This window comes from Paraburkholderia sp. WC7.3g, from assembly GCF_050436345.1.
Classification (GTDB): Bacteria; Pseudomonadota; Gammaproteobacteria; order Burkholderiales; family Burkholderiaceae; genus Paraburkholderia; species Paraburkholderia podalyriae.
This window is the reverse complement of the sequence record NZ_JBNDMA010000004.1, coordinates 141,300-165,589: the sequence shown is the minus strand read 5'-3', so window position 1 is coordinate 165,589 and position 24,290 is coordinate 141,300. Positions and strand designations below refer to the sequence as shown.

The following is a 24,290-nucleotide window of genomic DNA, read 5'->3' as shown; positions in this document are numbered from 1 at the left end:
AGCAAGGTGTTGCACTTCAAATTTGATCGCGCCGCAACAAAAGATGCGAAGCAATGGCGGGTATGCCTTGAAAATCCTCACTACGATCAGTGACATAAGGTGAAACGAATTCTTCCCTTATACGTCGCGAGTTTCGCCTATGCTTAGTTTGGCTTTCGACAGGTTCTTGATAAAGGACGGTCGGATTATCTGGATTCGTCGTATCAAACGAAAGCCAACTGAAGCTCGTAAGGATTATTGAAATTCCCCAATGCATTTACTCAGGACGACAAACCATGGACAGAAGAGAATTTATCAAGAAGACGTCGGCCGTCGGCGCAGCCGTCGCTACGGCCAATGTCACCGCTCAGGCCGCGGATGGCACGCAAGGGGGCGACTCTTCCAACAGCAAGCCTAATATTCTCTTCATCCTGCTCGACGAGATGCGCTTTCCTCGCGTCTTCCCGGACGGCATCACCGATGTGCGCGGCTTTCTCAAGACCTACATGCCGAGAACATTCGATCTGTGGAGAAAGGGTGTCAAATTCTCAGGGCATTACACGGCGGCTTCGGCATGCAGCCCGGCGCGTGCCGCGCTGGTCACAGGGCTCTATACGCAGCAGAACTGGCTGCTAACAACTATTCTGGATTCGCCAGATACGAGGGTATCGATACAACCGGTGCTGCGCCGCGAGTATCCGACGTACGGGAAAATCCTCCAGTCGCTCGGCTATTTGACGCCGTACATCGGCAAATGGCATTTGTCGATCGTGCATAAAGGGCCACGCCCGCTCTCGCTGTATGGTTTCGAGGGCATGACGTATCCCGATCCGACCGGCAGCAACCTGCAAGGCACGATCGGAGATCCGGGAGAAGGCTATCTGAGCGACGCGAATATCGCGGACCAGGCAACGCAATGGTTGCAGGGACGCAAGCCGGGCGATTCACCGTGGTGCCTGACTGTCGGCTTCATCAATCCGCACGACAAGGAGTTCTTTCCCGCGGGCACGGAGTTCAAGCGCTTTACCGCGTTGTTCAATTCGAATCGGTACAACCCGAACGGCTATACGCAGTGGGTCAATTACACCAAGGGGCCGCCTGCTTACGACTGGGAATCCAACCCGCTGCGCAGTCCGCCCCGGCTCGACTATCCGGCGACTGCGCCCAACTGGGAATCCGGCTCTCAACTGGCAGCGAACAAGCCGCCGATGCAAACCTTCAACCGCACGATTCAGGAAGCCGTGTGGGGCGGTGTCCAGGATACGCGTGGTACCGACTTCGAGATCACGGCTTATCCGGTGAATCCGAACTATCCGCCGCCGTCCGAGACCAAAGGCATCGCCAAGGCGCCTTTCCATTACTGGAAGCGAGGCCTCGATTCGTACACGCAGATCATGTCGATCGTAGATGCGAAGATAGGCGCCGTCGTCGACGCGTTACCGCACGCTGTCGCGAGGAAAACGATCATCATTCTCACGTCGGATCATGGCGATTATGCGGGCGCGCACGGCCTGATCTCGGGGAAGACCGGGACGTGTTACGAAGAAGCGTTCAACGTCCCGCTCATCGTGGTCGATCCGACCGGGCAGTACAACGGCGATCTCGACACCGTGCGCGGCGCGCTGACGTCGTCAGTGGACATTCTTCCGCTGCTCGTCACCATCGGCAACGGAGGTCAACGGAACTGGCTGACCGGGGACTACGCTCAGATGTACGGCAACCGGCACGACCTGCTCCCGATGTTGAAGAGCTCGAGCGCACCAGGCCGGCCGTATGTGGTCTTCTCATCGGACGAAACCGTGCCCGAAAGCGTGAACTTCAACAATGCAGCACCGCATATCATCGGCGTGAGGACCGACAGGGACAAGCTGGGAACATACTCGCACTGGGCGCCGTCCACCACGACGATCACCGGTTCGAGCGACCTGGAGTACTACGATTACTCGACTGAGCAGGGAAGGCTGGAACTCGATAACCGCTACCGCGACCCCGCGGCGCAGGCGCTCCATGATCAGTTGATATCGGACATTCTTCCGAACGAGTTGCAAGCGCCCTTGCCGGGCTATCTGGTCGCAGCGCAGAATCTCGCACAGGCGCGATACCTTGAGTACGTGCAGTTGATCAACAGCGGCGGCAATTTCGAACTGCCGTTCAAAATTGGGGATGTGTGAACGAGTTGACCGCTCGGCGAGCCGGCTTGCGCCACATTGAAGAAGCGCACGAGGCCAGGCCGGCGATGACGATTCACTCAGCCGTCATCAACACGAATGCGCTACGCGGCGGCAATGAAGCGATCACCGTTCCATCGGCGGCGACAACGAGCCTTGAGGCGCCGTGGCTTGCCGCCGCGCGATTCGCGAGCACCGTGCCCCGCGGCAGACCGGTTGCGAGAGTACTCGCCGCGGCGTCGCTGTCCGAAGTATTGATGGCCGGCAAGACTCATCCATCCATGACTTAGCTGACATTCATCGACACCGGGTTGCGAAGGTCAGCAAAGCGACCTGCTGCCGCCGCACGCGGCCCGATCGGCAACCGACCGCTATGGCCGAGTGGACCGCATTAGCCAGATAAGCGATTGTGGGACGTCGGCAGATCCATTGGACGATCAAGGCGCGCATTGGGCGAATGCGTGCGAATGGTGGTGATCCCGATTTGGCCTGGAAACTCGTCGTGCGCGTTGGCGGCGAGTAGCCGGGGCAAGTTCCATTCACAGGTGGGGAACACGCCGAGAGGGCAGTCGCTGCACGGGTTTGCCGTGCGATGGTTGCGCCATGCGAGCAGGAGTTTGAGCATCGCGCAGAACACAAGTACGATCGCTGCCTTGAAGAGCCAAACGGGAACAAGATGGCTCACACAAAAAAGCCCGCTCACCAGATAACTGCCACTCGCGAACCCCAACAAGCTGCGCGCGAACATCTTGAAGCGCTTGACCTGCAGTAGCGGTTGGAGCACGGTCGGCGCCAGCAGCAACAGATGGAAAGCCATCCACTGTGCCAGCGACCAACGCTGCCAGCCGACCGAGCAGGCCGCGGCAATGCCGAGCGGTGTGCCGGGCGCGACGCAGGTGCAGCCGAGAACAACGGTCGCCCGAACGGCCGCACCAGGTGATGATCGTGACGCGAGCAATGCGGGTGATGCGCCCAGCGCAGCATGCCCGAGCCGCTTGATGTCGCCAGCCAGCGGCATCGGTACGGCGCCCTCGCTCAGCGCGAGACCTGGCGCGCCGGCGGACGGGCGTGGTGCGTCGAGCTCACTCATTGCGGCGGAACACCATCGCGAGCACGCTCTTCGATCCATTGCAGGTGGCCGTCGCCGACTGGTACACCTGGACGACCCAGTAGCCTTCGGCAGCCTTGCGGTTGGCGTGGTCCTTTTTTGAAGGGGCCCGTGGTCCGCATGGCTAGACCTCGCAAAAGCGACTGCGCCGCGATCGTTCCAACACTGATCGCGGCGCAACTCACTACTCAAATACGTCGACTAAACCAACGCTCAGTCGTCTTGATCAAACTCCGGCAGCGCACGCGTACCTTCAATCGACACCGAATGCAGCAGCTCAGGCTTCAGATCGAGCAGACGCAAAATCGTCGGCGCGACCTGCGTGGTCAGCACGCGCTCGTCGTTGACCTGCCCGGCGTGATGCGTGTGGGGCACGTACATCACGAGACCGAGATGGCTGTCGTCGGGCGCATTGCCGCCATGCTCTTCGTCCTTCGACGTGCTCGACGTGTAGATGACGCCCGGGTTCGGCTGAACGATGATGTCGGGCGTGCGGCCGCGCGACGGATCGCCGAACCGGTTCGCCAGTTGCGGGCCAGACAGGATGTACGCCTGCGGGCCGTCCGCGCAAATGCCCCGCGCGTTGCAACTCAGATTGGCTTTCAGTGTCTTCACGACAGAGGACACCTGGCTTTGATCGCGCAGCCAGATCAGACCGACGTCGTCGGTCTGCACGAGACCGGTGCCGACGAGTCCGGTGCCATCGTTGAGGTTGCCGCTCTTGGTAGCGGCCTGCCCAAAGTTACCGCCCGAATCCAGATAGTTGTTTGCTTCGAGCAGCCCGGTCAGCGTATCGCCGTTCTTCACGAGCTTCGAATGATCGGTCGGCGACTGGCCATGCTTCGCGGTCACGATGATCGCCGTCGACGAATAGAGATTGCGTTGCTTCAGTTCGGACACGATGCGTCCCAACGCGTCGTCGATATACGCGATCGCGCCGGCTACTTGCGGGCCCGGCGTGAAGCTCGCATCCAGATAGCCGCCGCCGCTCGCGACCGTGGCTTTCTGCGCGACGCTCAGCGTCTGGAAGTTCGCGCCGAACACGGTCGGGACCGCGGCGCTCATTTGACCGGTCGAATCCTTGCCATCGATTTCATGGATCAGAGATTGCACGTGGTAGTTGTCGAACTTTTCCGTGTGCGTGTACGTGTCGAGGTAATACGTTTTGGTCGCCGGATCGATCGAATTTATTTCGGTGCGGGCAAGATCGTCGACGCCCGTGCCGGACGGTCCGTTGAGCCAGTCATAGCCCCACGCGTGTTTGTCGGCCCACGCGGTACGCGCGCCGTGAACGTTGCGCTTGATTACTTCGAAGACCGTGTTGGTCTTCAGGTAGTTGTGCGGATAGACGGGCGTGCAGACACCATTGACGAGCGCATGCGGAATCGCCTGCGGATTGAATGCGCCGCCGCCGTCGAGATGGGTGAGCGCGCCGCCGTTCTCGCCGTCGATGCCCGTCGTTTCATCGAAGATGACATTCCAGCCGGTCGGACCCGTGCAATTGCTATCGGACGGCGCATAGAGCGTGCGGTCGTAGGAGACGTCGTAAAAGAGGCCCGCGGACTTCGGCGAGCCGCCGGTCACTAGCGCGGCGAGGCCCGGAAACGAATCCGACAGTCCCGGCGTGTGCGCGTTCGTATAGGTGGTGCCTGACTTCGCGAGCAGCGCGAGGTTAGGGCAGGTGTTCGCGCCGATGCAACGCGCGACGTCCTGCTCATGCAGGCCATCGAAGCTGATCAGCAGCACATGCTTGACCGACGCGCGATCGCGATCGCGATCGTGATCGCGACCGTGGTCGTGATCGTCGCCGGCTGTCGCGACCGCCGAGTACAGCCCGGCGAGCAGTGCGACGGCTGCGCACATTGCGCTTTGCTTACGCTTCCATTTCGTGATCGGTTTCATGTCTCGTCCTTTTGTTTGACAACGGATTTTGGTAATGCGGGACGAATTTGAACCGTAAAAAAAGTCATTTACGTGACCTCGAATTAATATTTTGCAATACTGAGATCGTAAGATTTTGTTAAGGTACGCGTGATTCGTTCGAGCCGCAGGCGCGGCGGATCGGAATCGATTCCTCGCGCGATCTACGCGAGTCGTCCTGCATAAAAAACGGCACCGGCTATCGCTGCCGGTGCCGTTTCGCCAGTGGGTAGTCAAACACCGCCAGGCGGCAGCTTCTAACAAAAATCGTAGCGTTTGCCTCAGGCCATCTGTGCATCGTCATCGTTGGCTGCTTCGCGCTCGAGCAGCGGATAAGCGAGGGCGCAGATGTGTGACTGGATTCGCACGAGATCGCGCAGCACATCGAGGTGCAGAGAACTCGACGCGATGCTGTCGGCCTTGCCTTCACGCAGGCGGTCGAGATGAGAGTCCCGTGCGGCACGTTCGAGACGTCGCAGCGCCTGTTTATCATCGAGCAGCTGCGCCGCGGTCTGCGGCCGGGCCGACACGAGCAGCGCCTGAGCCCGATGGAAACTGTCGATCACCGACTGGTGCGGCGCGCGCAGTTCCGTGGCGCCTTCGGCCGAAAAGCTGACCTGTCCCGCCGAGCCGTACACGAAGGTGAATGCGAGCGCGACGAGGAACGTAGGCCGCGCGATGAACGTATCGATGAGCCTGCCCACGAAACGCGCGCCCGAAACGGCACCTTCGTTGCGTTGGATCTGGATGCAATTGGCAATTCAGGTGGCCGCGCGGCCGCTCACTCCCAGGGCATCGACCAGGTCCGTACGTTCGTGTAGCTCTTCATTGCCTCGACCATGCCCTCCTTGTAACCGTTGCCTGAATCCTTGATGCCGCCGAACGGCGACATCTCCGTGCGATAGCCGGGCACTTCCCAGACGTTCACGGTGCCGACCTCGAGCTCCTTCACGAAGCGGGTGACGTAGTCGAGCCGGTTCGTGCAGACGCCCGACGACAAGCCATAGTCTGTCGAGTTCGAAATGCGGATGACTTCCTCCAGCGCATCCGGCACGCGGATGATCGGGATGACCGGGCCGAAGGTTTCCTCGTGGACGAGCTCGCAGTCGTACGGCACATGGTCGACGACGGTCGGATGGAACAGCGCGCCCTGGCGCGGCGCACCGTAAAGCACCCGTGCACCGCGAGCCTGCGCGTCGGCGACCCGGCGCTCGAACAGTTGCGCGGACGCCTCGTTGATGACCGTGCCCACATCGACGGAAGGATCCATGGGGTCGCCGCACTTGAGTTTTTTCGCATGCACGAGTACGCGCTCGACGAAGGCATCTGCCACGCTTTGCACGACCAGAATCCGCTTGACCGCCGTGCAGCGCTGCCCGGAATTTTTGGTCGCGCCAGTCACCGCGAGCTGCGCGGCCTTGTCGAGGTCGGCATCCTCCATCACGATGAGCGGATCGTTGCCGCCGAGTTCCAGCACCGTGCGGCGATAGCCGGCGTTTTGCGCGATGTACTTGCCGACTCGCACCGAACCCGTGAACGTGATCAGATCGGCGTGCGGATCGGTGATCATCGCGTCGCCCATCGTGCGCGGATTGCCCGTGACGACGCTCAGCATCTCCGGCGGCAGGCCCGCTTCATAGAGCACTTCGGCGAGCGCGAGCGCGGTGAGCGGCGTGAGCTCGGTCGGCTTGAGCACCACGCGATTGTTGGTCGCGATCGCGGGCGCAAGCTTGTGGCTCACCATGTTCAGCGGGTGATTGAATGGCGTGATCGCCGAGATCACGCCGAGCAGCGGCAGCCGCGTCGTGAAAATCTTGCGGTTCTTGCCGCTCGGACTGATATCGCAGGAGTAGATCTCGCCATCGTCCAGGCACGTGAGTTGCGCCGCAAACGACCACACGTCGAAGGCACGGCTTGCTTCATAAAGTCCATCCTTCCAGCACAGCCCCGACTCCGCGATGATCAGGCGCGCGAAGTCTTCCTTGCGCTCGCTCAGCAGCTCGGCCGTGCGCTGCAGGATGCGCTGGCGCTCGAAGCGCGTGAGCCGCGGCTTGAATGCGTGCGCTTTCGCGAACGCTTGCTGCACGTGCTCGGGACGGCCTGCGGGCACCGTCCCCACGACTTCATTCGTGTACGGGTTGAAGACTTCGATCAGCTCGTCGGTGCTCACGTGCTGGCCGGCGATGCGCATCGATTCGTGCCTGATGGCGGGTTTGGTCATTACGTTCATCGAATACCTCGTCCAATGATCCGGTGGGGCCGCGCGCCCGCGCCAGGCGGGGCACGCGGACTGTGAGCGGCGCGCTATGCGGCGGCCTGCAAAACGTGATTCAACGCGACGTCGAAAATGTCGAAGTTGCGTAGCGCGCGGTTTGCCGGCCAGGCGGTTCTGCGGTTGACGATGAGCGGCACATTTTCTTCCGACAGGCCGCCATGCGAACGCAGCGGCTCGGTCAGACCCGACAGATCGTGACGCGCTGCGCTCGTACCGAATACCTTGGCGCGTGTGCCGATCACGACCACGTCGCCGATCCGGTCGGGCGGCAACTCGAAGCGCTCGCAGGCCTCGGCGCTCGTCAACGCGTGTTGAATGCCCTCGGTCTGGCGTAGCCGTGCGAGCAGCGTGCGCAGCTTGTCCTTCGCGGTCACCACCGCGACCTTGGCGCCAGCGTCGTGGAACGCCGCGAAGATCGTCGGCGCGCGCAGGAAGCGCGCGTCGTTCATCATGACTTCTTCGCCGCTCGTGCGATCGTAGAAATAGTTGCCCGCGATGCCGTGCACTTTCGGCGGCCTGCCCGTCACGATCGACAGATTGTTCGGGTTGGTAAAGCTCGGAATCACGCATTGCGCGATGCGTCTCGTGCCGGTGCGCAACAGTTTCGCGAGATTGGGCACGTACCCGGCCTTCGCCGCTTCGTCGATATAGGCCGGCTCCGAACCGTCGAGGCAGATGACGACGACCGGCAGCGACGGAAACCGATAATCGCGGCCGTTGATGCTCAGTTCGGTATCTTGCGGAGTACTCATCGGATCCTCCCTTCATGCCGTTTTGGCGACAGGACGGCTCATGCCCATTTCATCGAGCACGGCGCCGATCGCGCTGAGCGCGGCGCGCATTTCACGCTCGCCGAGGCGGCCGATGCAGCCGATACGAAACGACTCGGCGACGGTCAGCTTGCCCGGATAGATCACATAGCCGCGCGCCTTCAGGCTGTCGTAAAAGCGCTGGAATTCGAAGCGCGGGTCCTCGGGCATGTGGAAGGTCACGATGATCGGAGCCTGCAGCGCCTCGGACAACAGTGGCTTGAAGCCGAGCGCGCGCATGCCTTCAACGAGAATCCGGCAGTTGTTGCGATAGCGCGCGCCGCGTCCCGCGACGCCGCCTTCGGCATCGAATTCCTCCAGCGCCTGATGGAACGCAACGATCACGTGGGTGGGCGGCGTGAAGCGGTACTGGCTGGTTTTTTCAAGGTTGGTCCACTGCTCGTGAAGATCGAGCACGAGCGTGGTCGCGTTGCCCTTGGAGCGGGCCAGCGCTTCGCGCCGGCAGATCACGAAGCCAAGGCCCGGCACGCCTTCGATGCACTTGTTCGATGAAGCGGCGACGGCATCGATATGCATCGTCTGCACGTCGATCGGCATTGCGCCGAATGCGCTCATTGAATCGACGAGATAGCCCTTGCCGAAGCGGGCCGCGATCGCGCCTATCTGCGCGATCGGGTTGAGGATGCCCGCGGTGGTTTCGCAGTGGACCGCGAACACATGCGTAATCGACGTCGTGGTGGCCAGCAGCTTCTCGATCTGGGCGAGGTCGGGCGGCGTGTCTTCAGCCGTTTCGTGTACGACGGTCTTGCGACCGGCTATCTCGAGGATGCGTTTGGCGCGCTTGCCATAGGCGCCGTTGATCAGCACCAGCACCTCGCCGCCGGGCGGCACGAAGGTTGTCAGCATCGCCTCGACAGCGAAAGTGCCCGAGCCTTGCATCGGCACGGTCACCCAGTCGTTGACGCCATTGGCGATCGCGGCGAGCCGCGCCAGCACCGAGCGATTGATCTCGATGAAGTTGGCGTCCCGGGAACCCCAATCGTGAACCATCGCGGTCTTGACGGTGCGCGAAGTGGTGAGCGGGCCTGGTGTCAGCAACAGTGGATCGCCAGTTTCGGAACAAGCCGGCGAGGCATACGGGGAACCGGTCATCGATGTCTCCGGGTGGGTCGATTCGGATACTGCGTCAGTGCCTGGAGGTCACTTTACGAGATGCAACAAAAACAGTCAATACGCCAACATTTGCCACATTCGTCCGGGACGTGCAGAGACCCGCGTGGAGAATGGCGAAGTCCGCCACAGATATGGACAAGCCGTCTGCGCTCGGGATAAACCCGCACCGCGATGTGAGCGGCGTCACGTCCTTCGCCACACCACCGGAGTACACTGTTTTTTGCGGCGTCGTTACCGCGCAAGGAGGTCGAAATGAGATTCGTCGAAATGTTCAGGCGCCTGAGGCGGGGCGCCAAAGTTGGTCAGGCGGCCGACTCCGAGCCCCACGATGATCATGGGAAGGCGGCGCAACATGACGCGAGAAAGCAGTGGGACATCGTCGGCCGGAATCGCCATAAGCACGTGAAGTCGCAGTAGTGACAAGACGACTGCGCCTCGTGGTTCGATCTTCAGGTGAGCATCTCCGGCGGTGTTCGCCGGAACCGGAGGGGCTGTCAGTCGCGGCGCGGCATGCCAGCTTGCCGGACTGCACGGATGGGCAGGTACCTGTGGCTCTGTTGTCCACAATGGCGTGGGGACGCCGGCAATCCGAATGCGACGCAGCCGATCGCACCGGGCCAGGTCTACGTGCGCAATTCGGTCAACATGTGGTCAGTGTTCGCGGTCGATCCGGTGCGGCAGGTGCTGATCGTGAATCCTAGCTATATGGCGTTCACGTCGAAGCTGGTGCCGCGCGCACAGATTGCATCGAACAACGGCGAACAGAAGGGCAGCGAAACGAGCGGCATCAAGCTCGCGCTCGGCACGCCGTTCGGCTTCGAGCTGAACGCGTTCCTGTCGCCGCTCGGCATTCCGTGTCAGGCGCCGCCGCGGGGCTACGTGGCCGCCGTCGACCTGCGCCAGGGGCATATCGTCTGGGAGCACAAGAACGGCACGGTCCGCGATAGCGCGCCGCTGCCGATCCCGATGCCGCTCGGCGTGCCGAGCCTCGGCGGCATGGTGACCACCGGCGGCGTCGCGTTCCTGTCCGGCACGCTCGACTACTACCTGCGCGCCTATGACGTGCGCACCGGCGCGCGACTGTGGCAAGCGCGGCTGCCGGCCGGCGGCCAGGCCACGCCGATGACCTATGCCGACAGCAACGGCAAGCAGTACGTGCTGGTGGTAGCGGGCGGACATGGCTCGCTCGGCACGAAGCAGGGCGACTCCGTGGTCGCCTATACGTTGCCGTAGTGCCGCCGATGCAGTGACGCCGCAGTCGCGCGCGGCCACGCTCAATGCGTGAGCGCGTGCAGCAGAAGCTTCAGCGCGCCGGCCACCGTCGCGACCGCGGCGACGCCGGCGAGCCACAGCCCGGCGAACCACGCAAGGCGGCGCCACATGTCAGTGATACCCCTCGCCCGCGCGCATCTTTCCTTTGAATACCGAGTACGCGTACACGGTATAGCCGACAATCATCGGCACCGTGATTGCGGCGCCGACCAGCAGGAACGCGAGGCTTGAATGCGGCGCGGCCGCCGCGCGAAACGAGATCGACGGCGGCACGAGGTTCGGATAAAGACTGATCAGCAGGCCCGCGTAGCACAGCACGAAGATGCCATATGAAAACAGCAGCGGCTGCAGGTGACGACGCGCGGACAGGCTGCGGAAAAAGCCGATCGCCAGCAGCACGACCAGCACCGGCACCCACGCGGTGAACAGCAGCTCGGGCCAGTGGAACCAGCGTGCGGACAAGGAGTTTTGCAGCATGGGTGTCCATAGGGTGACCACCACGATCAGCGCAAGCACCGTGACGGCCATCGTGCGTGCATGCCGCCGGCAGCGCTCGTGCAACTCCCCTTCGGTGCGCCAGACCAGCCAGCACGAGCCGAGCAGCGTGTAACCCGCCATCACGGCGAGGCCGCACAGAATCGTGAAGCCGGTCAGCCAGTCCCACCAGCCGCCCATATACGAATACCCGGCGACCTCGATACCTTGCAGCAGTCCGCCGAGCACGAGGCCCTGGCACAGCGCGGCGAGCGCCGAGCCGCCGAAGAACGCGGCGTCCCACCACGCACGACCCTTGCCGATCGCGCGAAAGCGGAATTCGAACGCGACGCCGCGGAACACCAGCGCGAGCAGCATCGCGATGATCGGCGGATAGAGCGCCGGCAGAATCACGCCATAAGCCAGCGGGAAAACGGCGAACAGACCGCCGCCGCCGAGCACCAGCCACGTCTCGTTGCCGTCCCACACCGGCGCGATCGAGTTCACCATCACGTCGCGATCGACGCGTCGATGCTCGACCGCGAACAGCATGCCGACGCCGAGATCGAAGCCGTCGAGCAGCACGTAGGCGAGCACCGCGAACGCGAGGATCGCGGCCCATACCAAAGCGAGATCAAACGTGGCGGTCGTCATGTGTGGGGCTCCCCGCAGTTGATGAGCCGGCCTGCGCCTGGGCAGGTCCCGGCGTGATGCCGGCGCTGCGATGCGGCTTGTCCTTCGCGGGTCCCGGCGTGTCGAGCGTCGGCGTCGCCGCCATCAGCCGGAACAGAAAGACTACGGCCGCGCCGAATACGATCGCGTACACCACGCCGAAGCTCGCGAGCGAAACCGCGACACCGGGCGCGGCGATCGGCGACACGCTGTCGGCGGTGCGCAGCAGACCATAAACGGTGTACGGCTGGCGGCCGACCTCGGTCACGGTCCAGCCGCACAGCAACGCGATCAGACCGGCCGGCCCCATCGCGACCATGATGTGGTGCATCCAGCGCGCTTCGTACAAGGTCCTTCTCGCGCGCAACACGAGACTGCCCAGTCCGAGCAGTGCCATCAGGATGCCGAGCCCGACCATCACGCGAAACGCCCAGAACACGACCGGCGAGAACGGACGCTCGGACGGCGGGAACGATTTCAGGCCGGCGATCGAGCCGTCCCAGGTATGCGTCAGAATCAGCGCGCCGAGATGCGGCACCTCGAGCGCGTAATCGGTCGTCTCCGTGCGCATGTTCGGGATTCCAAACAGGATCAACGGCTGGCCGGGACGCGCGACCCAATCGCCTTCGAGCGCGGCGATTTTCGCCGGCTGGTGCTTGAGCGTGTTGATGCCATGCTGATCGCCGACCACCATCTGGATCGGCGCGACGATGCAGGCCATCCAGAGCGCCATCGACACCATCAGGCGCGCGCACACGTTGCGAGAATCGCGTAGCAGATGCCAGGCGCCCACCGCGCCGACCAGCAACGCGACGCTCAGATACGTGGCCAGCACCATGTGCACGAGCCGGTAGGGAAACGACGGGTTGAAGATGATGCGCAGCCAGTCGGCTGGAAAGAAGCGTCCGTCGACGATCGTATAGCCCTGTGGCGTCTGCATCCAAGAATTGACGGCGAGGATCCAGAACGCGCTCATTAGTGTGCCGAGCGCGACCAGCAGCGTGGCGAGAAAGTGCAGACGCGGGCCGACGTGTTTCATGCCGAACAGCATCACGCCGAGAAAGCCCGACTCGAGAAAGAAAGCCGTCAAGACCTCGTAGGCCATCAGCGGCCCGACGATAGGGCCCGCGCGAAACGCGAAGCCCGCCCAGTTGGTGCCGAATTGATACGACATCACGAGCCCCGACACGACGCCGATGCCGAACACGACCGCGAAGATGGTCAGCCAGTAGCGGTAGACGGCGAGATACACCGGCTTGCGGGTGACGAGCCATGCGCCTTCGAGCACGGCCAGGTAGCTCGCGAGACCGATCGACATCGCGGGAAAGATGATGTGAAAAGCAATCGTGAAGCCGAATTGCATTCGGGCGAGGGTCACGGCATCGATGGAAAAGGACATCAGGGCTCCTCGTGACGCACGACGACAGGCTCGCGGCGTCGGACTGTCAAAAATGCAACGACGTACGCAGCGATTACAGCGGTGCGATGCGAGCGTTGCGCCGCGTGCCGGTGATGCCGCCGCGCATGCATACGGCCCGCCCGCCGCCGCTACGACACGACGCGCAGCAAGTCCCATACCGTTGGGCGCGCGATCGCGCGGTATAGCGCTTGCTCGGCCGAGACATGATCGAAACCGAGGACCGCCCGATGCGATTTCTTGTACTCGCGACCGACTACGACAACACGCTCGCCAGCGACGGCCGGGTCGCCGAATCGACGTGGGCCGCGCTCGAACGCCTGCGCGCGTCGGGCCGTCACGCCATTCTCGTCAGCGGACGCGAACTCGATGACCTGCTCGCGATCTGCCCGCGGATCGAAATGTTTTCCCGCGTGGTCGCGGAAAATGGCGGCGTACTGTATTGCCCGGCCGACGGCGGGCGCCGTCTGCTCGCGTCCGCGCCGCCCGGCAGTTTCGTCGCGGAGTTGCGGCGACGCGCACCTGACGCGTTCAGTATCAGCCAGACGTTGATCGCGACGATGAAACCTCATGAGCATGTCGCGCTCGATGTGATTCGCGACCTCGGGCTGGAATTGCAGATCGTCTTCAATGGCGACGCAGTGATGATCGTTGCGCCTGGCGTGTCGAAGGCGAGCGGTCTGGACGCGGCGCTCGCCGATCTCGATCTGTCGCCGTTGAACGTGGTCGGAATCGGCGACGCGGAAAACGACCATGCGCTGCTCGACGCGTGCGGCGTTGCCGCGGCTGTCGACAACGCCTTGCCGGCGCTGAAGAAGCACGCCGATCTCGTCACGCGCGGCGTCGCGGGCGCGGGTGTCGCCGAGTTGATCGACGCGCTCGTCGCCGACGATCTACGCGATATCGCCGACGCGTCGCCGCGCAATCGCATCGTGCTCGGCACCCGCCGGGACGCGCCGGACGACGAGCCGCTGTACTTGCCCGTGTACGGTAGCATCGTGCTGCTCGTCGGCGAATCGGGCGCGGGCAAGTCGACCGCGACGGCGGGTCTGCTCGAACGGCTCGCGGGCGCGGGCTGCCAGATGTGCATCGTCGATCCTGAAGGCGACTACAGCAATGACGATGCGACGATCGTGCTCGGCGACGCGAGCAACGCACCGTCGATCGAAGAGGCCATGCAATTGCTGCGCCGTCCGGCGCGGCCGGCCATCGCGGTCAGCCTGCTGCGCGTACCGCCGCCGGATCGGCCAGCGTTTTGCGCGAATCTGCTGTTGCAGATGCAGCATTTGCGCATGCACACCGGACGGCCGCACTGGCTGGTGTTCGAAGAGGCGCATCATCTGTTTCCCGCGGAATGGGCCGGCGCGAACCAGGCGACTCCGGATGCGCTAGAAACGGCGCTCGCGGTCACCGTATCGCCCGAGCAGTTGTCGCCGGTGTTGCTGCGACAGATCGGCACGGTGCTCGCGATGGGCGACAACGCGCACGCGGCCTTGCAGCGCTTCGCCGTGGCAAGTGGACATGAGCCGCCGGCGTCGAGCGGCGATGGGGCGCATCCGTCGACGGATGGCCCCGCGCAACTGGCCAAAGGCGACGCGCTGTTATGGCGCGTCGGCGACGCTGCGCCGCCACAACTCGTGCGGCTCGAACCGGGCCGCAAGGAAAAGCGCCGCCATCGTCGCAAGTACGCGGAAGGATTGCTGATTCCCGAGCGCAGCTTTCATTTTCGCGGCGAGCACGATGCGTTGAACCTGCGCGCACACAACCTCGTGCTGTTCGTCGAAATCGCCGAGGGCGTCGATGCGGCGACATGGGAGTTTCATCGCCGGCGTGGCGACTATTCGCGCTGGTTCGAACAGCAGATCGGCGACGCGGACCTGGCCGAAGAAGCGCGCGGCATCGAGCAGGACAGCGCGCTCGATGCCGCGCAAAGCCTCGCGCGCATCCGCGCCGCGATCCACGCGCGCTACACGCGGCCGGAGAATCCGTCGCTGCCCGCGGTGTTGACCGGCTCGCCGCAAAGTGGCGACGAGCCGGACCCGCATCGGTCCGGGGCCGAGCCGCAGCAATGACGCGTGGATTGCACCGTGACGTGCGCAGTCCGCGCCAGGCACGTGCGATGCGCAGACGCGGGTAGAACGGGCCGATGCCACGGACCGAAGGAGCCCAACATGCGCGTGCAGGCGATAGAGATTGCCGACTTCCTCGTAAGCTGGACCGTCATCAGGGATTCGGAAGGCGCTTTCCAGTGGGTCGTGCTCGTGACCGAACGCGGCGGCGAACATCACACGGTCTTCGAGCGACGCGGGACATGCGGCCACGTATCGTGGGGCGACGCGCTCGACATCGCGGCGGAGAACGCGCGCCGCGTCGCGATCGCGCTCGTCGAGCCAGCCGAGCCGGGCATGACGAACCCGCGGCGTGGGCGGACGCAGGCGGTGCCGCGGGCGAATCATTGATGCGCGATCGGGGGCGGCGGTTCGTCCGTCAAGTCGAGTAACGATTCGATCGGAGCGTTGCGACTGCAATGCTGAGCCCGGTTGCCGCGATTCTCAACAGGCCGGTCATCCCGAAGCCGCAGGTAGCGCCGCTCGCTGGATTTTTTCTTGAAGAATCGGAGTGCTATGGATAAACCGCGTGCGGTCTTGACGTGAATTGACACTTTTCCTATTGCGAAGTGTGAGGGAATGGATCGATGATCTGAAGCTTTCAATCTGGCGACAGATTGGCTCGCCGTCACTTCTCCGGAGCGAGCATTTGAATTCACGCGATCCAGCGGTGCGTCCAGGTATCGACGTCCACCAGTACTACGCCCTCGAAGTAGTTTCAACTCCGAGCGCCGCGCTCGCGGATATCTACTCGTTCACCGGCTCGCGCGGTATGGGTCTCGTAACGAACTACACCATCAAGTTCACGCACCCGCAGCGCGACCTGCCGCGTGGCGACTACATCAACAGGACGGCCTCTTTCGCCATTCAGCCGCCGCTCGTGACGCGCTGGGGCCAGCCGGAGGAAGCACGGCGCATCCATGGCGTGATTACCGGCTTTGCGCAGATCGCCAGCAATCACGACCAGACCGTGTACGAGGTGACGCTGGAATCGCGCCTCGCGTTACTGCGCAATATGCCTCGTACCCGGTTCTTTTTCGACATGACCGAGCCTGAGGTGATCGGGAAGATTCTCAGGGAGAACGGGTTCAACCAGGTTTTCGCGGATTTCAGGTTCGAGCTTTATCGCACCTACCGCAAGCGTCCGATCATCACTCAATGGTGCGAGGACGATCTCACCTTTCTTATGCGCCTGTGCCGGAGGGTCGGCATCTGGTTTGTGTGCGAATCCGGCAAATGCTGCGAGGAAGTCCGCTTCGGGGATGACTTCATCCATTACATTCGCGACAGGAAGCGCTTCACGGTGCCGTACCAGGAGTCGAATGGCCTGCATTCGGTGGCTCGGGAATCCGTGCAGTCGCTCGCCATGCGCACGACGATGAAGCCCGCGACGTACTCGGTACGCAGCTATAGCGCCGAAGAGCCGAATAACGAGCGGGTGAACGGCACACAGTCGATCCACGATGACACCACGACCTACGGCGAAACCTACACCTGGGGTCTCGATCTGGATGACGAACAGGATGCCAGGCGCGAAGCCGAACTGCGGCAGCAGGCGGCGCTGGCGGGGCAGATCGTCTATACCGGAACATGCGACCTGCTCGATATCCGGCCGTCCTGCGTGCTGCAGCTATCGAACCGCGAACTGCCCGAGGTGAAGTACGGGTTGCTGGTCACTGGCATGACCTGCAGCGCATCGCGCAAGGAGGGCTACAAGGTTGAGTTCACCGCGATCCCGAGCGACCGGCAATACAGGACGCCCCTGCTGGAAGAAACCTGGCCTCGCATACAGGGCGTAGTGACTGGCACGATTGCATCGACCAAGGGCTATGAAGGCCCGTACCTGGACGATCAGGGGCGCTACATCGTCAATCTGCATGCGGACAGGGACGCGCGCACGCCGGGGCTGGAGAGTTGCCCGATGCGCCTTGCAAAGCCTTTCGCTGACCTCAAGGCTGAAAACCAGTGGCTCAAGGAGGAACTGGCGGGACTGAAGCGGGCTGTCATCGCCCTGACGGCGCCACATGGTGTCGGCATCGCAACGCCGAGTCGCATGATGGTATCGACCGGGAAGGACACAAGTTTTGCCACCTCGTCGGGCTTCAATGTCAATGCGTTGAAGAATATCGCCCTTGCCGCCGTCGAGGCCGTTTCCGTGTTTGCGCAGCGTGCCGGAATCCGCATTCTTGCGATGCGCGGGAAGGTTCAGATACAGGCGCAGTCGGATGCGATGGAACTCGTCTCGCAGGACAACATGCAGTTGTCGAGCGCGGCCGGCACGCTAACCGCCAATGCGGCCAACGGGGTGATCCTTCAGGGCGGCGGAACGGCTTACATCAAGGTTCATGGCGATAACGTCGAAATCGGCGGCGCGGGCGAACTGATCCTCAAAATCGCGGGGATCGACAAGAGCGGACCTGGAGCGCTTGCGCTGCCGCTGCCGAAGTTCATGCAGTCCAGTGTGACGAACAATGAAAAATTTGTTCTCTGTGACGACCTGACGGGACGTCCGCTCGCGAACCGTCCATACCGCATCCAACTGGCGAACGGAAAGATCGTGGAAGGCAAAACAACCGCGAACGGCGAGACTTCCATTTCGGGAAACGAAGTGGCGCAAGGTCTGAAATTGATGCTTCAGAAAAACAGGAACGCGTAACGATGAGTTATGAAATGAACGATCGGCTAGTCCCGTCCGCGCAGCCGGACAACGCGGATACGGCGTCCGCAGTGAAACAGCCCTATCAACTGGGTGTCGCTACCAACACGGTTCCCATGCAGCGCGATCATCTCGGGCAGCCGTACTGGGAGTCCTATATGACGCCGGGTAGTTATCAGGTTTATGCCAAGGCTCTTCTTCCGCCGCATCTGCCTGGCGTCATCATCTTCGTGCACGGTGTTAACTCGGAGGGGGAGTGGTATGACCAGGCAGAAAAACAGCTTTGTGATGGACTAAACAAGCGCCTGGGCCGAAGCGATCTTATCCCCAATCTTTATCGCGATAACGTCGGAACTGACCATCAGTCAACCCACAGAATAGCTCAGATGAAGAGGTCACCGGTTATCCGATTCTACTGGGGCTATCGCGCCAAGGATGGTGAGGAGAAAAATTGGAAAGTACCGCTGAGGAATATTGAAGGTACTGATCGGTGGACAGACGCTGGTTCAGAAAAGCAGGGGCCGTGGTACTGGGGCGGTGGCCCGTTCCAGAACGGTACCAACAATCTTCAGCAGCTATGGAGCGAGAAAGGGTTCAGCCGAAATCTGTTTGGTTTTGTCAATATGCAGTGGTTCAATACCGAATGGGAGCGTGAATTGCATCACGCTCCCGGTCGGCAATATTACGCCCGTGCGGCGCAGCGTCTTGCCGATCTCATCGACCGGATCAGGACGGCTTACCCGCAAGATACGGTGACGGTCATGTCGCATAGCCAGGCCACGATGATTGCGATGGCGACAACCTTGATGTGCAAGACGCGCGCGCCTGATTCGCTGGTGGTAATGAACTCTCCGTTTGCGCTGGAAGACAAGCCGACCGACGCGCTTACCAGCTACCACGAGCGTCCGACCACGCAGGCGCGAGTCAATACCTTTAAGGCTGTCGCGAACCGGATTCAGCGTGACCGGAAAGAATTCACCCCGGAAGATCGCGAGCAATTGCATGTCGGCGCAACGCAGGATAACGAATTATGGAAGCCCGACGCTGTGTTCAATGGTGTCAAGGAGAGGGACAATCATGGGCGTTTCTATGTCTATTTCAATCCCCATGATCGAGTGATGGGAGCCTCGCCATTACAGAGCGTTGGCTGGCAGGGTGTATCCAATGAACTGATCGGCGAACTGGGCGATACGGTCAAGCAGCGCATGCTGGCGCGGGGAACGCCCTGCGGTGACGAACCCGGCATGAAGCGATTCGGTGCGCTGCCGCCGATTCCGAATCCTGAGCCCGGAGTCAACCCAACCGAATTCTGGAACGGCAACCATCGCGCTGCGGGCATGCGGCTATGGACAGTGCCGGATGGCAACCAGCAGGTCAACATCAACGCCGAACAGGTTCCGAACCCGGTCACTGCTGAAGAAATGTCGCAACGCACCTTGCGCACCGTCACGCTGATGAAGGATGGGTCGATGTACGCGACGGAGATGAACCGCTACTTCGAGGAAGCACGCTCCGATCAGGATGCCCTGGGCGCGCGCGATGATAACGGCGTCTACCTTGACCCCGGCGTGCCCTATCTCGAATCCATTCACGACAGGGAGAAGACAATTTTTCCGAACGATCCCTATTCGGCCGCCGGTCGAACAGGAAGACTCGAAACTCAACAGGAAATGCTGAACCGGATCGAGGATTACCAGCCGATGCCGACCAATCACAGTACGCTGCCCCAGTTCGAGCCGTTCATGACGCGCGTAGCAGTGTGGGATCTGCCAATCGGCTTTTGCGATTCATTCGAGAATCCGGATTTTTGGGCACGGTTGATACGTGACGCAGACTGGCTGAACTACACCGATCCGTACTTCGCGTACGGGACGCTGAACGTGCCGCCAGTGCCGGAAGGAGTCGATAAGGAAACGGTTGCCGATGCGATCACGGAAGCGCAGGCCGAGCGACTGCGCAAGGAGGCGCTGTATGCGAAAAATTAATGCCTTTCGTGCCCTGAGCATGACGCTCGTACTTGCCTTAAGTGCCTGTCAACAGCAATTGACCTATGACACTGAGCATAGCCAGCAAACAATTAAGACGCGCCAGATTCCGGAACTGCACTACAACGTGCCGCCGCAGGTCATCTATCGCATTGACGATCACCGTTTCGTCACGCTGGAAAACTATAACCACTGCCTCGGCTATGCCTGGTACAGCGATACACGAACCGACGTGCGAACGAAGATTGGCCTGATGTGGCCAACCGGGTTTCGGGGAAGGTTGATTATCGACGATCCAAGCGGAATGAACGTGGCGATTCCTCGGGTGTCCAGAAATGTATGTGGTGATCGAGGTTGTATCGACTATGTCGCTTATTCGTCGGATGGTGGTCGCTCTTTTAACTGGACTCGTTACGACAACTACCATACAAGTTTTGATCCGGTTGCTGATTCCGACAAGTATGTAATCTCGGTTACCAAGGACGCGATGTACATCACGACGTTTACCTATAAGTACAGGCCTCTTTCTGAAAGAGAGATGCCTGTAACTTCCGAAACACACGACCTGCTGAATGATCCATCGATCACCGACCGTTATCCGTTAGCGCTTGGTTACATATATGGAAGAAATCCAAAATTGCCCGAAGGCATTCGCATCCAGGAAAATGTCAAGTTGCCGTCGGGTCTTCGGACGCCTTCTGGCGCTGACCGCTTTACCTGCGACGCATCCATTCACGATCCCAATGCGAGCGAATAATGACTAAACCAGTACGTGAAGGCGACCGCACAAGCCACGGCGGCGTTGTGAAGAAGGCAACATCCACTTTCACCGTTGACGGGAAAAAGGTCGCGTTGATTGGCGACATCGTGAGCTGCCCGGAGCACGGCGACAATCCGATCACCGAGCATGGCGAGGGGTACAGCGAAGGCGGTCGCAAATGGGCGGTCGATGGATGCAGGACGGCGTGTGGCAGCGCCGTGAAGGCGAGTAGCGATGGAGTGAACATCCGGTCATGAAATGGTATTTGCCTGATCTGCCGGAATATGAGTACGGCAAGCCTCCGCCTGTCTGGCTTTACGTAGTGATGTGCGTTGTGATCTTTGTTGTCGGCGCTGTCATGACCGTTCTGACATGGCCGCAGGGCAAGCCGGTTGTGTCAGAGGACTTCTTCATCCGACTGCTGTTGCTACCGGCGCTGCTTGGCGGTTCCCTTTGCGCGGCGCTTTATATTCCGCATGAAAGATGGAGAAGCGACGTACGTTTCTGGAACGCTCTGTGCAAGTTAGCGCATGTTCAGTGGAAGCACTGGACCCACGGGCAGGTTGTGATCCTCCGGAGCCTTGCGCTGACACCCGAACCGGAACTGGCCGAGCGGCTGCTCGGTCTGGAGGGGAGCGCGCCGTCGAATCCAGGGGAAACGCTGTCGCTGAAGGTGGGCGCGCACGACGGGAAATCCCGGCTGGAATATGTGCTCGAACAATTGCTGTCGCCGTTTGTCCGTGATATTTCGCGCATCTGCCAGCACCATTCGCTCGATGTCGTACTGCAGTCAGGCAGCGAACACCATCTGACCGAGCTAAGGGCGCTCTGGCAACGGCTGAAATTACCCGGCCTCGCTCGCATCAAGCTAGAGCCGTTCGATGCGAAGGAGGCGATAATCCACGAGTGGTTCGAAGAGAGGGAGATGCCTGACTTTGTACTTGTGCTCGCGTGCCAGTTGCACGAAAGCGGTGAAAAGCCTTTGTGGTCGGAAGCCGCAGTGGGAATGCTGATGGCGAAGCCGTCCGCCATCGCACGCTACAGCGGAAAGATCAGACCGCAAGCGCGAATCTTCAGGCCGATTCCTTCCACACCGGATGCGGTGCTGGACGCAGTGAAAGCGCTGATCAAGGCCGAACAGACGCCTGTCGACCGGATCAAGCATCTCTGGATGAGTGATCTGACAAAGCAGGGGCATAACGCAAGTATCGCGGCGGTCAGAGACGCGGGTCTGACGCTCGCGGTGCATGCGGTGGATGACGCCATCGGCAGGCCCGGCCCGGTCAATGCGTTACTGCTTCAGACGCTGGCGGCGCAAATGGTCCAGCATGGACAGGGAACGCAGTTGATCGCTTCGCCGTCCGCCGAGGGACTGAGACTGAACGTCGTCGGGATGCAGGAAGCCCCTGTCGAGGAGGCTTCGGATTTCATGTATCCGCCCTGCCTCGCGTCCTTCACTATGGCCCTGATCTTTGGATGGGCCTTCTTCATGTTTCTGGCTGTTGAGACCGGCGGCCTCAATCCGATGCTGTTCTGGGTTTCATTCGGGCTCGTGATTTTGACATTCGTTGCACAGATCGCATTGGCCTTCTGGGAAGCGCGGAAGATTGGTCAAAGGTTCACGACCCGTCTGCGGCATTCATCAGCCGAGGAAGTGTCATGACGTTCCCCCAGCACCTGCGGCGGATTCCCATTCTGCTAGTTCCATTCTTCACCAGGTTCACCTGGGCAGGCATGCTTATCATGGCGGTTTATACAAACGTGGTGGGATGGTTTGTCGCGCAGGACATGGGCGATCTAGTATGGATACAGTACCCGCTGATGCTGCTGGCTTTCACGGTTGGGTTCATCGGGTATGACCTGTGGTGCCACTGGCAATACGGTGTTGCGCATGCGCTGTATATCGAGGACGTGATTGACGGGGTGTGTCCTGATACCGAACAGGAAATCTGCGAGGCCGCAATGTGGCACTGGTACGCGAAGCGAGGAAGGCCGTGGTGGATTAGCCGGAACCGTGAGCGTCCACAGTTGCGCTTCGTTGACGGGTGGCGGCGCATGGCGGCGTATCGGCGCGCGATGAAAGCCGAAGCCTTTCGGCTCAGGAAAAATCAAACCCCGTGATTTTCTGAAGAAATGCCACCCTACATGGTCGCCAAGACGACCCTCGATGCGACGGATCATCCGCGGCGGGTGGCGCGCCGCGGCCTCGGCAGCCAATGCCGCAGGGCGAGCAATAAAGTCGATCCCAGCAGCAGCGTGGCGACCGGAAACGTGCCGGCCGCATTCACCGCGATGTCCATCGGACGCTCGCCGAGCAACTGCATCCGACGGCGCGTCATCGCGGCGCCGAGCGACTGCAGATCGCTCTTCAGCGCGCGCTCGGCGTCGGGCAGCAGGATGGTTTCCTCGTCGGCGACATGATGGGCGACTTCGCGGATTAGTTGAAAAAAGATCCCGTCGTAGGCGGCGTTCTCGGGGCCCATCCCGCGCAGCTTCGCGATCGTCGCGCGCATCTCGTCGTGTTCGAGACGGCTTTTGCTCAGTGTTTCGTCACGGCCGAGCGCGCGGTCCAGCGCCGGGTAGAAAATTTCTTCCTCCAGCTGCGCGTGGATGTCGAGCGCGTCGCACACGCCGTTGACGATCGCGCGTTTGCGCCACCACGGCGTGGACGCGTGGTATCGGTGCGAAGCCGCGAGCACGTGCATATGGTCGAGGCGGATCATCGACGTGATCGACGGCGACAGCGCTGAGGCGTCATTGGACATGGCGGTTCTCCAGGGCAAGGGTGCTCGCGGATACCGCATGCGCCATTCCCGCTGCCCGGCTATCGATCGACCCGGCGCCAGCGCCTGCTAGCGGAGCGCCTTGCTGCTCGTGAGGGCGCTCAACGCCGAGTCCGCGGCATCCGCCGCGCGGGCGAACAGATCGTCGACGACTCTGCGCGCCGCGCTATATCCGCCCATCAACGCATCGGCTTCGCTGTCGAACGGCCGGCCGCCGGCAGCATCGAAGCGCAGCGGGCAGAACGTTGCGATCGCATTACCTGCCTGATAGACGTGAACCACCGCCGCGTAGTGCGTGCGTACCGCCGCGCGCCTGGCGGGGCGCAACGTGAAGTCCGTCTCGACGGTCACCTCGATCCTAAACCCGTGGTATTCGTAGGTCCGCATTGTCATTTCCTTCGCCGCGTGAGTGGGTGATCGTGCCGGTGCGCGATGATCACGCGCGACCGGCGCGGCGCTCATCGCCGCCGCGCGCGTTCGGTCGGCGCTGGCTCCATGCTTCGAGCGTATCGAGCCGAGCGAGCAGCAGGCGCGCTTGCGGCTGCAGCGCCGGCGGCAGTTCGGCATTAGCCTCGATGCGCGCGCGCCAGTAAGCCGGCATCGCGACCACCGTGGCATGCCACTCGACGCGCTCGCGTTGAACGAGCCGTTCGAGCCGCTGGACCATCGCGCCGATGTGCGTCAATTCGTTTGCGACGTCGTTATAGCTACGCGCGGCTTTCACAGATGGTCTCTCCGATTTCTTGTTAGTCGTCGTCGTGGGTCATGGT

General features: G+C 61.7%; 22 protein-coding genes and 1 pseudogene. 11 read left to right on the top strand and 12 right to left on the bottom strand.

What is annotated here, in order from left to right:
* Positions 1-275 precede the first annotated feature (275 nt).
* Complete coding sequence (locus OKW43_RS34150; protein ID WP_187634644.1) at positions 276-2,150, top strand: sulfatase-like hydrolase/transferase; 1,875 nt, start codon at positions 276-278, stop codon at positions 2,148-2,150.
* Positions 2,151-2,215: 65 nt separating this feature from the next.
* The gene (locus tag OKW43_RS34145) at positions 2,216-2,437 is read left to right on the top strand and encodes a hypothetical protein (RefSeq protein ID WP_429452769.1); all 222 of its coding nucleotides are present in this window, start codon (positions 2,216-2,218) and stop codon (positions 2,435-2,437) included.
* 101 nt (positions 2,438-2,538) lie between these two features.
* Here the strand turns inward: OKW43_RS34145 and OKW43_RS34140 are convergent, their stop codons facing one another.
* The 6 genes from OKW43_RS34140 to OKW43_RS34115 form a co-directional block, all read right to left on the bottom strand.
* On the bottom strand, positions 2,539-3,237 hold the full coding sequence (locus OKW43_RS34140) for a hypothetical protein (protein WP_429452767.1): 699 nt from the start codon (positions 3,235-3,237) through the stop codon (positions 2,539-2,541).
* Between the two features lie 231 nt (positions 3,238-3,468).
* Positions 3,469-5,157, bottom strand: coding sequence for an alkaline phosphatase family protein (locus OKW43_RS34135; RefSeq protein ID WP_429452765.1), 1,689 nt, complete (start codon positions 5,155-5,157; stop codon positions 3,469-3,471).
* A 299-nt stretch (positions 5,158-5,456) separates the two neighbouring features.
* On the bottom strand, positions 5,457-5,879 hold the full coding sequence (locus OKW43_RS34130) for a hypothetical protein (protein WP_246530080.1): 423 nt from the start codon (positions 5,877-5,879) through the stop codon (positions 5,457-5,459).
* A 77-nt stretch (positions 5,880-5,956) separates the two neighbouring features.
* Positions 5,957-7,405, bottom strand: coding sequence for a phosphonoacetaldehyde dehydrogenase (gene phnY, locus OKW43_RS34125; RefSeq protein ID WP_429452763.1), 1,449 nt, complete (start codon positions 7,403-7,405; stop codon positions 5,957-5,959).
* Positions 7,406-7,479: 74 nt separating this feature from the next.
* Positions 7,480-8,202 (bottom strand): alkaline phosphatase family protein, encoded by a 723-nt coding sequence (locus tag OKW43_RS34120; protein WP_429452761.1) that lies wholly within the window; start codon positions 8,200-8,202, stop codon positions 7,480-7,482.
* Between the two features lie 12 nt (positions 8,203-8,214).
* Positions 8,215-9,372, bottom strand: a complete 1,158-nt coding sequence (locus tag OKW43_RS34115) for a 2-aminoethylphosphonate--pyruvate transaminase (protein WP_429452759.1) — start codon at positions 9,370-9,372, stop codon at positions 8,215-8,217.
* 669 nt (positions 9,373-10,041) lie between these two features.
* Between OKW43_RS34115 and OKW43_RS34110 the strand changes: the two are divergent.
* Positions 10,042-10,626 (top strand): annotated as a pseudogene (locus OKW43_RS34110) (membrane-bound PQQ-dependent dehydrogenase, glucose/quinate/shikimate family); the annotation flags it as partial.
* Positions 10,627-10,667: 41 nt separating this feature from the next.
* Here the strand turns inward: OKW43_RS34110 and OKW43_RS34105 are convergent.
* Genes OKW43_RS34105 through OKW43_RS34095 form a run of 3 tightly spaced genes read right to left on the bottom strand, consistent with a single transcriptional unit; the run spans position 10,668 to position 13,210 of the window.
* Positions 10,668-10,775 carry a hypothetical protein gene (locus tag OKW43_RS34105; protein WP_187634638.1) on the bottom strand — a complete coding sequence of 36 codons (108 nt, stop codon included), beginning with the start codon at positions 10,773-10,775 and terminating at the stop codon, positions 10,668-10,670.
* A gap of 1 nt (position 10,776) precedes the next feature.
* A complete protein-coding gene (gene cydB, locus OKW43_RS34100; RefSeq protein ID WP_429452757.1) occupies positions 10,777-11,793 on the bottom strand; it encodes a cytochrome d ubiquinol oxidase subunit II in 1,017 nt (338 codons plus the stop codon).
* The gene (locus OKW43_RS34095) at positions 11,774-13,210 is read right to left on the bottom strand and encodes a cytochrome ubiquinol oxidase subunit I (RefSeq protein WP_429452755.1); all 1,437 of its coding nucleotides are present in this window, start codon (positions 13,208-13,210) and stop codon (positions 11,774-11,776) included. The genes cydB and OKW43_RS34095 overlap by 20 nt, the downstream gene beginning before the upstream one ends.
* A gap of 248 nt (positions 13,211-13,458) precedes the next feature.
* Between OKW43_RS34095 and OKW43_RS34090 the strand changes: the two genes are divergently transcribed.
* The 8 genes from OKW43_RS34090 to OKW43_RS34055 all read left to right on the top strand — a co-directional run bounded on the left by OKW43_RS34090 (position 13,459) and on the right by OKW43_RS34055 (position 22,858).
* Positions 13,459-15,300 (top strand): HAD hydrolase family protein, encoded by a 1,842-nt coding sequence (locus tag OKW43_RS34090; RefSeq protein ID WP_429452753.1) that lies wholly within the window; start codon positions 13,459-13,461, stop codon positions 15,298-15,300.
* Between the two features lie 99 nt (positions 15,301-15,399).
* Positions 15,400-15,687, top strand: a complete 288-nt coding sequence (locus OKW43_RS34085) for a hypothetical protein (RefSeq protein WP_246530079.1) — start codon at positions 15,400-15,402, stop codon at positions 15,685-15,687.
* Between the two features lie 319 nt (positions 15,688-16,006).
* Entirely contained in the window at positions 16,007-17,992 is a 1,986-nt protein-coding gene (vgrG, locus tag OKW43_RS34080) for a type VI secretion system tip protein VgrG (protein WP_429454717.1), read from the top strand.
* Between the two features lie 2 nt (positions 17,993-17,994).
* The gene (locus tag OKW43_RS34075) at positions 17,995-19,977 is read left to right on the top strand and encodes a T6SS effector phospholipase Tle3 domain-containing protein (RefSeq protein WP_429452751.1); all 1,983 of its coding nucleotides are present in this window, start codon (positions 17,995-17,997) and stop codon (positions 19,975-19,977) included.
* Positions 19,964-20,734, top strand: a complete 771-nt coding sequence (locus OKW43_RS34070) for a T6SS immunity protein Tli3 family protein (RefSeq protein ID WP_187634629.1) — start codon at positions 19,964-19,966, stop codon at positions 20,732-20,734. Before OKW43_RS34075 ends, OKW43_RS34070 begins: the two co-directional genes overlap by 14 nt.
* A complete protein-coding gene (locus OKW43_RS34065) occupies positions 20,734-20,994 on the top strand; it encodes a PAAR domain-containing protein (protein WP_429452748.1) in 261 nt (86 codons plus the stop codon). Before OKW43_RS34070 ends, OKW43_RS34065 begins: the two co-directional genes overlap by 1 nt.
* Positions 20,991-22,400: a hypothetical protein gene (locus OKW43_RS34060; protein ID WP_429452746.1), complete on the top strand. Its 1,410-nt coding sequence runs from the start codon at positions 20,991-20,993 to the stop codon at positions 22,398-22,400. The genes OKW43_RS34065 and OKW43_RS34060 overlap by 4 nt, the downstream gene beginning before the upstream one ends.
* Positions 22,397-22,858 (top strand): hypothetical protein, encoded by a 462-nt coding sequence (locus tag OKW43_RS34055; protein WP_187634626.1) that lies wholly within the window; start codon positions 22,397-22,399, stop codon positions 22,856-22,858. Before OKW43_RS34060 ends, OKW43_RS34055 begins: the two co-directional genes overlap by 4 nt.
* Before the next feature lie 56 nt (positions 22,859-22,914).
* Here OKW43_RS34055 and OKW43_RS34050 read toward each other — a convergent pair whose 3' ends face one another.
* The 3 genes from OKW43_RS34050 to OKW43_RS34040 form a co-directional block, all read right to left on the bottom strand.
* Positions 22,915-23,502, bottom strand: coding sequence for a hemerythrin domain-containing protein (locus OKW43_RS34050; protein WP_187634625.1), 588 nt, complete (start codon positions 23,500-23,502; stop codon positions 22,915-22,917).
* A gap of 87 nt (positions 23,503-23,589) precedes the next feature.
* Positions 23,590-23,907: a hypothetical protein gene (locus tag OKW43_RS34045; RefSeq protein WP_429452744.1), complete on the bottom strand. Its 318-nt coding sequence runs from the start codon at positions 23,905-23,907 to the stop codon at positions 23,590-23,592.
* 49 nt (positions 23,908-23,956) lie between these two features.
* The gene (locus OKW43_RS34040; protein ID WP_429452743.1) at positions 23,957-24,244 is read right to left on the bottom strand and encodes a hypothetical protein; all 288 of its coding nucleotides are present in this window, start codon (positions 24,242-24,244) and stop codon (positions 23,957-23,959) included.
* Between the last annotated feature and the right edge of the window lie 46 nt (positions 24,245-24,290).